The organism is Streptomyces tauricus (assembly GCF_014650955.1).
GTDB classification, from domain to species: Bacteria; Actinomycetota; Actinomycetes; order Streptomycetales; family Streptomycetaceae; genus Streptomyces; species Streptomyces tauricus.
The window spans coordinates 93,567-107,495 of sequence record NZ_BMVY01000003.1; the positions used below are offsets into that span (position 1 = coordinate 93,567).

Sequence of the window (13,929 nt, forward strand, 5' to 3'; positions counted from 1 at the left end):
GCGACCAGCCACGACGCACCCGCACCCACCTAACCCACCTAACCCACCTGCGGTCCCCGGTCACGGCGACCGCCAAGCCCACGCCAGTGCTACGTGTCGCACTCCAGCACAGTGCGGCAGAGCCCGCACCGCGCCCGTACCCGCCCCCGGACCGGCACGCGGATCCGCTGATGGCAGGTCGGGCACGGGAACGACACCCGCAGCGGCCCGCGCGCGTCCGGCGTGAAGGCGTACGACGTCTCCCCGGACGCGGACGCCGGGGCCGTCGCGACGACGCGGCCCTGGGCGTGGCGGCGGTCCTTCGCGTAGCGGCGGCGCCCCGCCCACCCCGCCGCGGTCAGCGGCGGCTGCCGCTCGTCCTCCCGGGCCCGCGCCATGCCCCGCGTGTACGCCGTGTACGCCTGCGGACTGGTGAACCAGGTGGCGGGATCCTCCCCGAACACCAGGGAACGCTTGGCCAGTACGTACCCGAACTCCTCCGGCGTCAGATAGCCGAGCTTCTGCGAGGACGACGCGTCCTCCCGGTACGCGTCCAGCAGCAGCCAGCCCGCACCGAGATACGTCGTCGCCGTGTCCGTCAGGATCTCGTTGTCCCGGGTGCCGGGCAGCGACAGGTCCAGCCGGTGCAGATAGACATGCATCACCTCGTGTGCCAACGCGGCGCCGATGTCCCGCCGATGGGTACGGAAGCGGTCGTTCAGCTCGATGAAGTACTCCGGTCCCGCGGCCAGTTCGACACTCGCCGCGTGCTCCATCTCCCGGAAACTCACGATCATGCGGGCGTCCGGCAGCCGGAAGTGGCACACCAGCTCGCGAGCCACCCGCTGCGCGCCCAGGTACAGGTCGTCCGTGTCGAGGAACGCCACGTCGGCGGGGGCCACGCTGCTGGCGAACGTGTGGACGGTGTCGTACGAGAGGCGCCTGTACAGCGCGGTGACCGCCGCGCGCACCGTCTCCAGGTGCGGGTAGCCGTGCTTGACCGGACCGCCGTTCGCCACGCCCGAACCCCCAAAGCCCTGAAGAGGCCCCGAACCTCGTTCCACCTTAAGGGGACGCGAGCGGATTCTCGCGGGTTGGGTTGCTCGACGTGTACGTGACATCCACCCTTGCCTCGCATGCCGCATGATCTTCATACTTCTGTGCACTCCTCTGTGCACTCAACCCCACACGAAAGGGAGCAAGTTGCCCCATAGCATGCTCGGTCTCCTCCGGAGATCCGCCTTCCGGCGGGCCGCGGCGATCGGCGCCGTCGCTCTCGCGGCCGCCAGCCTCCAGCCCGTCGCCGCGCACGCCGCGCCCACCCCGATAGTCGGCGGCGCGCCCGCCGGGCAGGGTGAGTTCCCGTTCATGGTCAGCCTGTCCATGGGCTGCGGCGGCTCGCTCTACAAGAAGGACGTCGTCCTGACCGCCGCGCACTGCGTGGACGGCTCGGGCAACACCACCCGCATCACCGCGACCGCGGGGGTCGCCGACCTCGGTGCCGGCGGGGCGATCAAGGTCAAGTCCACCAAGGTCGTGCAGGCCCCGGGCTACGACGGCAACGGCAAGGACTGGGCGCTCATCAAGCTCGCCCGGCCCATCGAACTGCCCACGCTGAAGATCGCGACGACCGCCCGCTACAACAGGGGGACGTTCACCATCGCCGGGTGGGGCGACACGGCGGAGAACGCGAACACCGGCTCCGCGAAGCTGCTCAAGGCCAAGGTTCCGTTTGTGGCCGACCGGCAGTGCAAGCGGCACTACGGCGGGCGGCTGATCGCGTCGCAGGAGATCTGTGCGGGGGTTCCTCGCGGTGGGGTCGACACCTGTCAGGGGGATTCGGGCGGGCCCATGTTCCGTAAGGACGACAGCGGTAAGTGGATCCAGGTCGGGATCGTGAGCTGGGGGGATGGGTGTGCGCGGCCGATGGTGCCGGGGGTGTACACCGAGGTGTCCGCGTTTGCTTCGGCGATAGCTCGGGCGGCTTCTTCGCTTTAGCCGGCCGGCCTTCGGGGGCGTTCTCGGTGTTTGCGCCGAGGGCGCCCGTCGTCTTGGGGGTGGGTGCGCTGTGGGTGGTTGCGCAGTTCCCCGGGCCCCTCAACGGCAAAGGACTGCGCCGTTCCCCGCGCCCCTTAAAGACGAAAAGATTGCGCCGTTCCCCGCGCCCCTAAAAGGCAAAGACAAACGACTGCGCCGTTCCCCGCGCCCCTATAGGGGGGTCAGTGTTGGTGGGGGTGCGGGTGTTTCCAGTTCCAGTAGCCATAGGTCGTTGGGGCCCTCCCGGAGGGTTGGGGCCGGGATGTAGAGGGTTGGTTGGGGGCCCGCCGACCAGTAGCGGCCCAGGTTGAAGCCGTTCAGCCAGGCGAAGCCCCTCGTCCAGCCGGGGAGGGCGAGGCGGGCGTCCCCGGGGTCGGACACCGTGACCGTGCCCCGGTAGAGGCCGGGGGAGGGCACCGCGGGCAGCGCGCAGAACGGCACCGCCTCCACCCCCGCGTCGAACGCGTCCAGCCGCAGCGCCCGCGCCCGCACCCCGTGCAGATACTGCCGTTCGTGCAGCACGCCTCCCGTGATGCCCTTCGGCTCGCCGGTCCGCGGCCCGTAGTTGACCCGCCCCAGCGACTCCACCCACAGGTCCACCCGCGCGGGGCCCGCGACCGGCTCCTTCAGCTGTGGCTCGTGCTCGGTGAGCACCCCGGCCCGCACCCCGTCGACGTACACGACCGCCAGATCCCGCAGCCCGCGCACGGTCAGCGGATACGGACCGCGCGGCCCCGGGACGTCGACGGTGTAGCGCACGAGCCCCCGGTCCACGTCCAGTTCCTCGAACGTGGGCGGTACGGGGGTCTCGGTCCCGGGTCCGCCGAGGGCGTCGAGCACGGCGGACAGGGGCGCCCAGCCGGTGAGGTCCACGGCGGAGGCGGACCCCAACGAGGCCGGTGCGGGCGGCGGTTCGGGCAGGGGGCCGTCCGCGTACCCGGCCAGCAGCGAGCGGAACAGCCAGAACTTCTCCGTGGGGCGGCCCGCCTCGTCGATCGGCGCGTCGTAGTCGTACGACGTCACGTCCGGCTCCAGGACCCCGTCGTGCAGCGCGCCGCCGCCCCGGTTGGCGCCCGCCCAGCCGGCGAAACTCGTCCCGCCGTGCGCCATGTACAGGTTCACCGACGCCCCGCATTCCAGGATCTCCCGCAACGCGTGCGCCGCGTCCAGCGGATCACGTACGGCATGCTCACCACCCCAGTGGTCGAACCAGCCGCACCAGAACTCCATGCACATCAACGGCCCCGAAGGCCGGTGCCGGCGCAGTGCCTCGAAGGCCTGGCGTGCCTGCGAGCCGAAGTTCACCGTCGCCAGTACGCCGTCCAGCGAGCCACCGGTGAGCATGTGGTCCTCGGGTCCGTCCGACGTGAACAGCGGCACCCGTACGCCCTCCGCGCGCAGCAGTTCGGCGAGGCGACGCAGGTACACCCGGTCCGAGCCGTAACTGCCGTACTCGTTCTCCACCTGCACCATGACCACCGGGCCGCCGCGGTCGAACTGCCGGTCCACGAGCTGCGGCAGCAACCGCGAGAACCACCGTTCCACCGGCCCCAGGAACCCCTCGTCCCGGGTCCGCGCCCGCGCGCCGAGCCCACCGGTCACCCAGTGCGGCAGCCCGCCGTTCTCCCACTCGGCGCAGATGTACGGGCCCGGCCGCACGATCGCCCACAGCCCGGCCGCGTGCGCCGCGTCCAGGAACCTGCCCACGGCCTCCACGTCCCGGAACACACCCGGCCCCGGCTCGTGCAGATTCCACGGAACGTACGTCTCCACACAGTTGAGGCCCATCGCCCGCAGCATCGCCAGCCGGTGCCCCCACTGCCCCTCGTGCACCCGGAAGTAGTGCAGCGCCCCCGACAGGAGCCGCACCGGCCGCCCGTCCACCAGGAAATCGGTGTCCCCCACCGTGAACTCGCTCATGACCACCACCCTCACCCCTGGCGGCGGGCCCGGTCCATGGACAAAGATCGGCATCGGTTGGACGCAGCTGACGGGCGGCTCACCGGCGGCCGCAGGGCAGCTCACGGGCAGTCGATGAGCAGCTCACGAGCAGTCGGCGGGAGGGAGAAAAGGGATGTATCACACCTGGATGCGGTTCTTCACCCCCGGGCCCGCCCACCACCGACTCGGCCTCGTCTGCCTCGGCGTCGGGCTCCAGCACGGGACCCTGCCCACCGTCGGACCCCGCACCCTCGACCACCACGTCGCCGTCGTCGTCAGCACCGGCCGCGGCTGGTTCCGTACCCCCGACGGACGACGCACCGCGGTCACCGCCCCCGCCCTGCTCTGGCTCACCCCCGGCGTACCGCACCACTACGGGCCCGACCCCGAGACCGGCTGGGACGAGGCCTTCGTCGACTTCACCGGGCCCACCGCCGACACCTACACCGAACTCGGCTACATCGAACCGCACCGACCCGTCGTCGCGCTCTCCGACGCCGCAGCCGCCCGCGCCACCGTCGGCCGTATCGTCCGCGCCGCCCGCCGCGGCAACCCCCTCCTCGAAGTCGAGACCAGCGCCGCCGTCCACGAACTCCTCGTCACCCTGCGCCGCGCCCGCGCCGACACCGCCCCCGACGGCGAACAGGTCCTCCAGGCCCTCGCCCGCGACGCCTGCACACCCCTCACCGTCGCCGACCACGCCACCCGGCACGGCATGACCCCCGCCGAACTGCGCACCGCGGTACGCCGCGGCGCCGGCTGCAGCCCCAAGGACTACCTCCTCGGTATCCGCCTGGGCCGCGCCAAGGAACTCCTCGCCGCCACCGAACTCCCCGTCGCCGCCGTCGCCCGCCGCGTCGGCTACGACGACCCCGCCTACTTCTCCCGCCTGTTCACCCGCCGCGTCGGCATGGCACCGGTGCGGTTCAGGGAACAACAGGCCCACACGGTTCCCGGCGGCTGGAGCGACCAGGTCCCCGATCCCGACGATCCCCCGATCATCGAGAGCACCCACACCGGCTGAGACACCCGACGTAGGGTTGGCATCCATGACCACCAGCAACACCGACAACAGCAGCCACGACAACGGCAGCGGCAGCAATGGCAGCAACGGCACCGGTGACATCGACCCCGCCGTCCGCGCCGACCTCGACCGGCTGCGCGAGAGCATCGACAACATCGACGCCGCCGTCGTCCACATGCTCGCCGAGCGCTTCAAATGCACCCAGCAGGTCGGCCACCTCAAAGCGGCCCACCAACTGCCGCCCGCCGACCCCTCCCGCGAGGCCCAGCAGATCGCCAGACTCCGCCGGCTGGCCGAGAACGCCAACCTCGACCCGGCGTTCGCGGAAAAGCTGCTGAACTTCATCATCGCCGAGGTCATCCGCCACCACGAGCGCATCGCGGAGGGCGCCAACAGCCGCGAATGACCACTCCCGGCCCCCGGCGCGCACCCGTTCCCGGGCCGTTGTGAGCCCCGCCCCCTCGGCGTGCGCGCCGAAATGAGGCATCCTGCGCTGAGCACTCCCTGTCGGTCGGTTCGGACTTAAGCTGGTTGGTCCAAGCGAGGGGACTTCGCTCCATGCCGTCGGAAGCCAAGATCCTCATAGTCGACGACCACGAGGACACGCTCTACGCACTGGAAAGCGCCCTGGCCCCCCTCGGCTACCAGCTGACCCGGGCGACCAGCGGCGACGACGCACTGAAGGAAGTCCTGCGCGGCCAGGTCGGACTGCTCCTGCTCGACGTGCACATGCCCGGCGTCAGCGGCCTCGACGTCGTCCGCTACATGCGGGGCGTCGAACAGACCCAGCTCATCCCGATCATCCTCGTCACCGGATTCGGCGCCAGCACCGCACTCACCTCCGCCGCGTTCCGCCTCGGCGTCGCCGACCTCGTCATGAAACCCATCGACCCCTGGACCCTCCGCACGAAAGTCCGCTACCTGTACGACTCCCACCGACGGTACCGGTCCCTGGAAAGGGAGGTCCGCGAACTGCGGGCCCTCGTGAAGGAACCCACCACCCCCTACGACCCCCCGCCCCCCGCCCAGCGCCCCGCTCCCCGCACACCGGAACAGGGCCGCACCGCGTAGGCACCCCCGTCACACCAGGCCGCCCCTGTGCCGAGCCCCGCCCATCAGGCAGCATGGCTCCCATGTCCGTACTGACGCGCGACGAAGCGCAGACCCGTGCCACACTCCTCGACGTCCACCGCTACCGGATCGCACTCGACCTGACGCGCGGCGACGAGACGTTCGACTCCCACACCACCATCACCTTCACGGTCCGCGGGGACCAAGGCGGGGACGACCGTGGGGACCACGGTGGCGGGGACACCTTCGTCGAGCTCAAGCCCGCCGAACTGCGCTCCGCCACCCTCGACGGACACCCCCTCGACCCGGCGACGCTCCACGAGAACCGGCTCCCCCTCACCGGCCTCACCGCGGGCACCCACGAACTGCGCGTGGACGCCGCCATGCGCTACTCCCGCACCGGCGAAGGCATGCACCGCTTCACCGACCCCGCCGACGGCGAGACCTACCTCTACACCCAGATGTTCATGGACGACGTCCAGCGCGTCTTCGCCGCCTTCGACCAGCCCGACCTCAAGTCGGTCTTCGAACTCTCCGTGACGGCCCCCGACACCTGGACCGTCCTCACCAACAGCGTCACCACCCGCACCGCCGACGGAACCTGGCAGGCCGCCCCCACCCCGCCCGTCTCCACCTACCTCGTCGCCGTCGCCGCCGGACCCTGGCACTCCGTACGCACCGAACACCGCGGACTGCCCTTCGGCATCCACTGCCGCCGCTCGCTCGCCCCCCACCTCGACACCGACGCCGACGAAATCCTCGACATCACCCGCGCCTGCTTCGACCGCTACCACGAGAAGTTCGAGGAGCCCTACCCCTTCGACTCCTACGACCAGGCGTTCGTCCCCGAGTTCAACGCCGGCGCCATGGAGAACCCCGGACTCGTCACCTTCCGCGACGACTTCGTCTACCGCTCCGCCGTCACCGACACCGAACGCCAGACCCGCGCCATGGTCATCGCCCACGAGATGGCCCACATGTGGTTCGGCGACCTCGTCACCCTGCGCTGGTGGGACGACATCTGGCTCAACGAGTCCTTCGCCGAGTACATGGGCTACCAGACCCTCACCGAAGCCACCCGCTTCACCGGCACCTGGACCGAGTTCGGCGTCGTCCGCAAGGCCTGGGGCTACGACGCCGACCAGCGCCCCTCCACCCACCCCGTCGCCCCCGACCCCGAAGCCGTCCCCGACACCGCCTCCGCGCTCCTCAACTTCGACGGCATCTCCTACGCCAAGGGCGCCTCCGCCCTGCGCCAACTCGTCACCTGGCTCGGCGAGAAGGACTTCCTCACCGGCATCAACACCCACTTCGAGCGGCACAAGTTCGCCAACGCCACCCTCGCCGACTTCATCGAGTCCCTCGCCGCCGCCACCGACCGCGACGTCCACGCCTGGGCCGAATCCTGGCTGCGCACCACCGGCGTCGACACCCTCACCGCGACCGTCACCGCCCAGCCGGGGGAGTGGACCCTCACCGTCGGCCAGAGCGGCAACCGCCCCCACCGCATCGACATCGGCGTCTACGACCGCGACCTCGGCGGCGACCGCGCACTCGTCCTGCGCGAACGCTACGAGACGGACGTGCCGCGCAACGGGCCGGCCGACCCCCGCCCCGGCACCCGCCCCGCCCTCGTCGTCCCCAACGACCGCGACCTCACCTACGCCAAGATCCGCCTCGACGACGACTCCGAGGAAACCGTCCTGCGCGGCATCTCCGGCGTCCCCGACGCCCTCACCCGGGCCGTCCTGTGGAACACCCTGCGCGACATGGTCCGCGACGGCGACCTCGAACCCGCCGCCTACCTGGAGACCGCCCGCGCCCACCTCCCCGAGGAGACCGACCTCGCCGTCGTCCAGGGCGTCCTGACCTTCGCCGCCACCCAGGTCGCCGACCGCTTCCTGGCCCCCCACGACCGGCCCGCCGCCCTCGCCACCCTCACCTCGCTGTGCCGCGACCTGATCCGCCGCACCGAGGACGGCGACAACCCCGGACTGCGCCTCGTCGCCGTACGCCACCTCATCGACGTCGCCGCCCAGCCCGACACCATCAGCGCCTGGATCTCCGAGGGCACCGTCCCCGGCGGACCCGAACTCGACCCCGAACTGCGCTGGCGCATCCTCGGCCGCCTCGCCGTCCTCGGGGCCATCGACGACGACGTCATCGAGGCGGAACTCGTCCAGGACCCCAGCGCCACCGGCCAGGAGGGCGCCGCCCGCTGCCGGGCCGCGCTGCCCGACCCGGTCGCCAAGCGCGCCGCGTGGGAGGCGATGTTCGCCACCGACGACCTGTCCAACTACCTCTTCACCGCCACGGCACGAGGTTTCTGGCAGCCCGAACAGCTGGATCTCGTACGCGAGTACGTGCCGCGTTACTTCGAGGACGCGGTCGCCCTCGCCGCCCGCCGGGGCCCCGCCATCGCCGACGCGGCGGGACGGTGGGCGTTCCCCGCGTACGCGATCACCCCCGAGACGCTCGCCCTCGGCGAGCAGTGCCTGAGCGGAGCGGGTCCGACGCCTGCCCTGCGGCGCAAACTGGCCGACCAACTGGACGACCTGTCCCGCGCCCTGCGAGTCCGCCGGGCCTAGCCACCGCCTTTCTGAGCCCCCGCGCCCCACCGGGGCGCGGGGGCTCAGATGTGCGGCGACCCGGCGGGGGTCGCCCGCGCCCCTGAAGGGCCTGGCGGCCGGAGTCGGTGCGGGCGCGGTATTTGTCTGCGGGCGCGTGGGGGTTGCCCGCGCCGTTCCCCGCGCCCCTCAAAAGCGGGCCTCCGCCCCAGCTTTGAGGGGCGCGGGGAACGGCGCAGTCTTTCGTCTTTGGGGGCGCGGGGAACGGCGCAATCCTTTGTCTTTTGGGGGCGCGGGGAACGGCGCAATCTTTCGCCCTTCAGGGGCGCGGGGAACGGCGCACCCCACCCCCACCGGCCCACACCTCGCCCACCGGCCAGAGACCCCCTTCCGGCCGAAGGCCAACCACCACCCTTTCGGGTACCGATCACCCAACTACCCGGCACACCCCCGCGGACGCGCCAAGCTGGGAACCCCGTCGCGCGCCCCGGAGGACACCATGAGCCCCCTCACCCCAGGCGGCCTAGCCTCAGGCCCCCAAGGCCCGAAGAATCTGCGGCCGTTACTCGACACAGTGCTCGACGCGCTGGAGACGGGCGCCGCCACCCGCCCCGGCCCCCTCCCCGCGGGCGGCCCCGCCGAAGTGGCCGCCCGCCTCCGCGAAGCCCTCGGCGAGCCCTTCCCCCACCACGGCGACGAGCACGCCCTGCACACCCTCGTCCACGCCCTGGCCGCAGGCGCCGCCGACCCCGCACACCCCCTCTGCGCGGCCCACCTCCACTGCCCGCCCCTCGCCGTCGCCACCGCCGCCGACCTCGCCGCCTCCGCGCTCAACCCGTCCCTCGACTCCTGGGACCAGGCCCCCGCCGCCTCGGAACTGGAATCCCTCGTCGGCCGGGCCCTCGCCGACGAGGTCTACCCACCCGTCGGCCGAACCGCCACCCCCGACGCCCTCGTCACCACCGGCGGCACCGAAGCCAACCAACTCGCCCTCCTCCTCGCCCGCGAGAAGCACGGCCACGTACAACTCGTCCAGGCGGAGAACGCCCACCACTCCCTCCACCGCGCCACCTGGCTCCTCGGCCTCCCCGAACCGGCCACCGTGCCCGCCCCCGCCGGCACCATGGACCCCGCCGCCCTCGACCAGGCCCTCACCGCACTCGGCGGCCCACCCGGCACCGTCCTCGTCGCGGCCACCGCCGGCACCACCGACGCCGGCCTCATCGACCCGCTGCCCGACATCGCCACCCTCTGCGAAACCCACGGCGCCCGCCTCCACATCGACGCCGCCTACGGCGGAGGCCTCCTCCTCAGCGACCGCCACCGCCCGCAACTCGACGGCCTCACCCGCGCCCACACCGTCACCCTCGACCTGCACAAACTCGGCTGGCAGCCCGTCGCCGCAGGCCTCCTCGCCGTCCGCGACCCACGGGATCTCCACGCCCTCGGCCACCACGCCGACTACCTCAACGCCGACGACGACACCGAAGCCGGCCTCCCCGACCTCCTCGGACGCTCCCTGCGCACCACCCGCCGCGCCGACATCCTCAAGATCGCCGTCACCCTCAAAACCCTCGGCCGCACAGGACTCGGCGCCCTCGTCGACCAGGTCTGCGACCACGCCACCGCACTCGCCGAACTCATCGACGTACACCCGCACTTCGAGCTCTACGACCGGCCCACCATCAGCACCGTCCTGTTCCGCCCCGCCCACGCCACCGACACCACCGTCGCCGACGTACGCCGCACCCTCCTCACCGAAGGCCGCGCCGTCCTCGGCCGCGCCCGCCTCGACAACCGCCTCTGGCTCAAAGCCACCCTGCTCAACCCGCACACCGGACCCGACGACCTCGCCGCGCTCCTGAAACTGGTGGAAGGACACACCCCCCGATGACGCCGCCCACACCCCCCAAGCACCCCGTGCACCACCAGTCCGAAGCCCCGCGCGACCTCGTCGGCATCGGCATCGGCCCCAGCAACCTCTCCCTCGCCGCCCTCGCCCACCCCCTCGCCGAACTCGACACCGTCTTCTACGAACAGCACCCCGCCTTCGACTGGCACCCCGGTCTCCTCCTCGACGGCGCCACCCTCCAGGTCCCCTTCCTCGCCGACCTCGTGACCCTCGCCGACCCCGCCAGCCCCTGGACCTTCCTCAACTACCTCAAAACCCGCGAACGCCTCTTCCCCTTCTACTTCGCCGAGCGCTTCCACATCCACCGCGCCGAATACGCCGCCTACTGCCGCTGGGTCAGCGACAGCCTCCCCGGCCTCCACTTCGGCCACCAGGTCGACGCCGTCCGCTGGAACCCCGAACGCGACGTCTTCGAAGTCGACTACACCCAACTCGACACCGACGGCGAAGCCGAAGCCCTCGGACGCACCTACACCAAGAACATCGCCCTCGGCATCGGCACCGCCCCCCACATCCCCGAACCGATGCGCCCCCTCGCCGAAGCACCCGGCGTCCCCGTCATCCACGCCGCCGACTACCTCCGGCACCGCGAGAGCTTCCTCACCGCCGACCACATCACCGTCATCGGATCAGGACAGTCCGGCGCCGAAGTCTTCCTCGACCTCCTCAGGAACCGCCCCGTCGGCCACGAAAAGATCCACTGGCTCGCCCGTACCGAAGCCTTCGCACCCATGGAGTACTCCAAGCTCGGGCTCGAACACTTCACGCCCGACTACACGCGTTACTTCCACGCCCTGCCCGAACCGGTACGCGACCGCCTCGTCCCCGCCCAATGGCAACTGCACAAAGGCATCGACGCCGACACCATCGCCGCCATCCACGACGAGCTCTACCGCCGCACCCTCGACGGCGGCTGGCCCGAGACCGTCCTCACCCCCGGCGTCCTCGTCCGCACCGCGGGACGCATCGGCAGCACCAAGATCGAGCTGCACCTGGAACACGTCCAGCAGGCCAGCAGGTCCCGTATCACCACCGACGCCGTCGTCCTCGCCACCGGCTACCGCGACCGCCCCCTCGACCGCATCCTGGCCGGCCTCGACCCCTACATGCGCCGCGACGCCTCCGAACGTCCCAGAATCGACGACCGGCACCGCCTCGTCCTCGACCCCTCCGTCACCGGCTCCGTCTACGTCCAGAACGCCGAAACACATACCCACGGCGTCGGCACCCCCGACCTCGGCCTCACCGCCTGGCGCAGCGCGAGCATCCTCAACTCCCTGACCGGCAAGGACTCCTACCCCCTGCCGAGCCGAACCGCCTTCACCAGCTTCGGACTCACCCCACAGCCCCAGATCCCGCCCGCCAGGCAGCCGAAGACCCTCACACCACTGGTGGCCGACTGAAAAATCAGCCGGCCACCAGTAAGAACACCCGCACACAGCACGCCGTCAGGCCGCCACGCCGCCAGAGGACCGGCCGCCAGGAGACAGGCCGACAGAAGACCGGCCGTTAGAAGACCGGCGTGCCCTCACGCGTCAGCCTCCAGTCCACCGAAGCGAACTCCTTCGGGTCCAGCGAACCCTTCGCCGTCACCCACTCCGCGATCCGCGTACGAATCTCCGTCGACTCCGCCCACAGCTCCTTCGCCGACGCGACGTGCGGGAACGCGCCCCCACCGTTCGCCCGGTAGTTGTTCACCGCGAGCACGAACTGCCGCGCGTCGTCCAGCGCCGCACCGTCGAAGGAGAGGTTCTTGATCCGCGACCCCGCCGCCTGCGCGATGTCGATGTCGTACGTCAGCCCCGACACGTAGTCGTAGTTGTAGTCCGGCCGGTTGCCCGCGTTCGTCAGCTTCTCCACGTCGACCGCCGCGCCGGCCGCCGTCCGCACGAAGTACTCCGCCGAGTACTCCAGGTACGCCCGCACCTGCGCACCCGTCAGCAACTTCGCGACCAGCGTGTTGTCGTACACATACAGACTCGACAGATCCCGGATCGTCACATCGCCCGCGGGGATCTCCGACGTCCGCGAGAACGGCGACGCCTGCGACAGCACCGGCAGCGACGCGTACTCCGTGCCCGCCAGCGCCGCCTTGACGACGTCCTCCTGCACCTTGTTGATCAGGTCGATGATCGGCGCGTCCTTGTACCGCGCATCCACCGTCGTCAACGTCTCCGTCGCCGTACCCACCACCTGGTTGACGTACGCCACGACCACGTCGTGCTCGTCCTTCAGCAGCTTCGTGATCCTCGGGTCGTCCGCCACCGAGTTCGAGTTACGGACCGACGCCGCCACCGACTCGACCGACCAGCGGCCCTTCCCGAAGACCAGCTCGAAGTCGAACAGCGACAGCCGCTCCGCGTACGCCAGCGGCTCCGACAGCACGACCGTCTTCCCGGACTTCGTGTTCGTCACCTTCAGCTCGGGAATCTCCACATGCGCGTGCCCGACCAGAATCGCGTCGATCCCCGGCACCTGCTGCGCCACCAGAGCCGCCGAATTCTCCACGTACGGCAGCTGGTCACCGTACGACGACGTGCCCGACGAACCGGAGTGCGCCGACACGACGACCACGTCCGCACCCATCGACCGCAGCTTCGGCACCCACTTCGCCGCCTGCTCCTCAAGACCCGGGAACACCAGCTTGCCCTGCACATACGCCTTGTCCCAGATCGCGATACCGGGATTCGTCAGACCCAGCACCGCGACCTTGACCGGCGGAGCACCCTTCACATGGAACTTCTTCATGAAGTACGGAGGGAAAGCCGGCTTCAGCGTCTTCGCGTCCAGCGCGTTCGCACCCAACAACGGGAAACGGCACTGCTGCTCGAACTTCCGCAGCGTCTCGATACCGTAATTGAACTCGTGATTGCCGAGCGCCACCGCGTCATAACCGATCGCGTTCATCGCCTGCGCCATCGGGTGCACAGGACCGCCCTTGGCGGTGATCGGGTCCACCTTCGCGTAGTAGTACGTCAGCGGCGTGCCCTGAATCGTGTCACCCGCGTCCAGAAGCAGCGTGTTCGCGCGCCCCTTCTCCTTGCGCACCGCGTTCACCAGCGTCGAGATACGAGCCAGACCCTGCGCGTTGCCCGCCGCGTCCTTGTACTCCGCGTCCTTGAAGTAGTCCCAGTTGAAGACATGACCGTGCAGATCCGTCGTGCCCATCACCGTCAGCGAGTACCGCTTCGGCTTCGGCTTCCCGTGCCCCGCCACCACCGCCGCCTCCGCGCTCGGCGCCGCGGCCGCACCGGCCAGCGCGACCCCGGCGCCGGTCACAGCGGACTTCTTCAGGAACTTCCGACGGTTCAACGGCATGACGGGCTACTCCTCGGAGGAACGATCAACGACGCGCGTAGATGTCGACGCGGACGTCGAGCCGCATCCCCACAACGCGC

Annotated in this window: 10 protein-coding genes; 7 read left to right on the forward strand and 3 right to left on the reverse strand. The window is 70.7% G+C overall.

The genetic code is table 11. The annotated features are described in order from the left end of the window. Positions 1–89: 89 nt before the first annotated feature. A complete protein-coding gene (locus tag IE278_RS07515) occupies positions 90–998 on the reverse strand; it encodes a hypothetical protein (RefSeq protein ID WP_189770060.1) in 909 nt (302 codons plus the stop codon). Positions 999–1,194: 196 nt separating this feature from the next. Here IE278_RS07515 and IE278_RS07520 point away from each other — a divergent pair, with 196 nt between their 5' ends. Beyond that, the gene (locus tag IE278_RS07520; protein WP_189770061.1) at positions 1,195–1,977 is read left to right on the forward strand and encodes a S1 family serine peptidase; all 783 of its coding nucleotides are present in this window, start codon (positions 1,195–1,197) and stop codon (positions 1,975–1,977) included. Positions 1,978–2,187: 210 nt separating this feature from the next. Here IE278_RS07520 and IE278_RS07525 read toward each other — a convergent pair whose 3' ends face one another. Beyond that, complete coding sequence (locus tag IE278_RS07525; protein WP_189770062.1) at positions 2,188–3,936, reverse strand: glycoside hydrolase family 35 protein; 1,749 nt, start codon at positions 3,934–3,936, stop codon at positions 2,188–2,190. Positions 3,937–4,090: 154 nt separating this feature from the next. Here IE278_RS07525 and IE278_RS07530 point away from each other — a divergent pair, with 154 nt between their 5' ends. The 6 genes from IE278_RS07530 to IE278_RS07555 all read left to right on the forward strand — a co-directional run bounded on the left by IE278_RS07530 (position 4,091) and on the right by IE278_RS07555 (position 11,934). Then, positions 4,091–4,981, forward strand: a complete 891-nt coding sequence (locus IE278_RS07530; RefSeq protein WP_189770063.1) for a helix-turn-helix domain-containing protein — start codon at positions 4,091–4,093, stop codon at positions 4,979–4,981. Between the two features lie 25 nt (positions 4,982–5,006). Continuing rightward, positions 5,007–5,387 (forward strand): chorismate mutase, encoded by a 381-nt coding sequence (locus tag IE278_RS07535; protein ID WP_246570126.1) that lies wholly within the window; start codon positions 5,007–5,009, stop codon positions 5,385–5,387. A 152-nt stretch (positions 5,388–5,539) separates the two neighbouring features. Continuing rightward, positions 5,540–6,052 carry a response regulator gene (locus IE278_RS07540; protein ID WP_189770064.1) on the forward strand — a complete coding sequence of 171 codons (513 nt, stop codon included), beginning with the start codon at positions 5,540–5,542 and terminating at the stop codon, positions 6,050–6,052. 53 nt (positions 6,053–6,105) lie between these two features. Further along, positions 6,106–8,640, forward strand: coding sequence for an aminopeptidase N (pepN, locus tag IE278_RS07545; RefSeq protein ID WP_189770066.1), 2,535 nt, complete (start codon positions 6,106–6,108; stop codon positions 8,638–8,640). A gap of 478 nt (positions 8,641–9,118) precedes the next feature. Then, complete coding sequence (locus IE278_RS07550) at positions 9,119–10,513, forward strand: pyridoxal phosphate-dependent decarboxylase family protein (RefSeq protein ID WP_189770068.1); 1,395 nt, start codon at positions 9,119–9,121, stop codon at positions 10,511–10,513. Then, entirely contained in the window at positions 10,510–11,934 is a 1,425-nt protein-coding gene (locus IE278_RS07555; RefSeq protein WP_189770070.1) for a lysine N(6)-hydroxylase/L-ornithine N(5)-oxygenase family protein, read from the forward strand. The genes IE278_RS07550 and IE278_RS07555 overlap by 4 nt, the downstream gene beginning before the upstream one ends. 106 nt (positions 11,935–12,040) lie before the next feature. On the opposite strand, the gene IE278_RS07560 is transcribed toward IE278_RS07555, so the two are convergent. After that, positions 12,041–13,849: a bifunctional metallophosphatase/5'-nucleotidase gene (locus IE278_RS07560; protein ID WP_189770072.1), complete on the reverse strand. Its 1,809-nt coding sequence runs from the start codon at positions 13,847–13,849 to the stop codon at positions 12,041–12,043. Positions 13,850–13,929: the final 80 nt, after the last annotated feature.

Coding starts and splice junctions, on each gene's coding strand:
- IE278_RS07520 (WP_189770061.1), top strand. CDS start 1,195: ATGCTCGGTCTCCTCCGGAGATCCGCCTTCCGGCGGGCCGCGGCGATC.
- IE278_RS07525 (WP_189770062.1), bottom strand. CDS start 3,936: ATGAGCGAGTTCACGGTGGGGGACACCGATTTCCTGGTGGACGGGCGG.
- IE278_RS07530 (WP_189770063.1), top strand. CDS start 4,091: ATGTATCACACCTGGATGCGGTTCTTCACCCCCGGGCCCGCCCACCAC.
- IE278_RS07535 (WP_246570126.1), top strand. CDS start 5,007: ATGACCACCAGCAACACCGACAACAGCAGCCACGACAACGGCAGCGGC.
- IE278_RS07540 (WP_189770064.1), top strand. CDS start 5,540: ATGCCGTCGGAAGCCAAGATCCTCATAGTCGACGACCACGAGGACACG.
- pepN (WP_189770066.1), top strand. CDS start 6,106: ATGGCTCCCATGTCCGTACTGACGCGCGACGAAGCGCAGACCCGTGCC.
- IE278_RS07550 (WP_189770068.1), top strand. CDS start 9,119: ATGAGCCCCCTCACCCCAGGCGGCCTAGCCTCAGGCCCCCAAGGCCCG.
- IE278_RS07555 (WP_189770070.1), top strand. CDS start 10,510: ATGACGCCGCCCACACCCCCCAAGCACCCCGTGCACCACCAGTCCGAA.
- IE278_RS07560 (WP_189770072.1), bottom strand. CDS start 13,849: ATGCCGTTGAACCGTCGGAAGTTCCTGAAGAAGTCCGCTGTGACCGGC.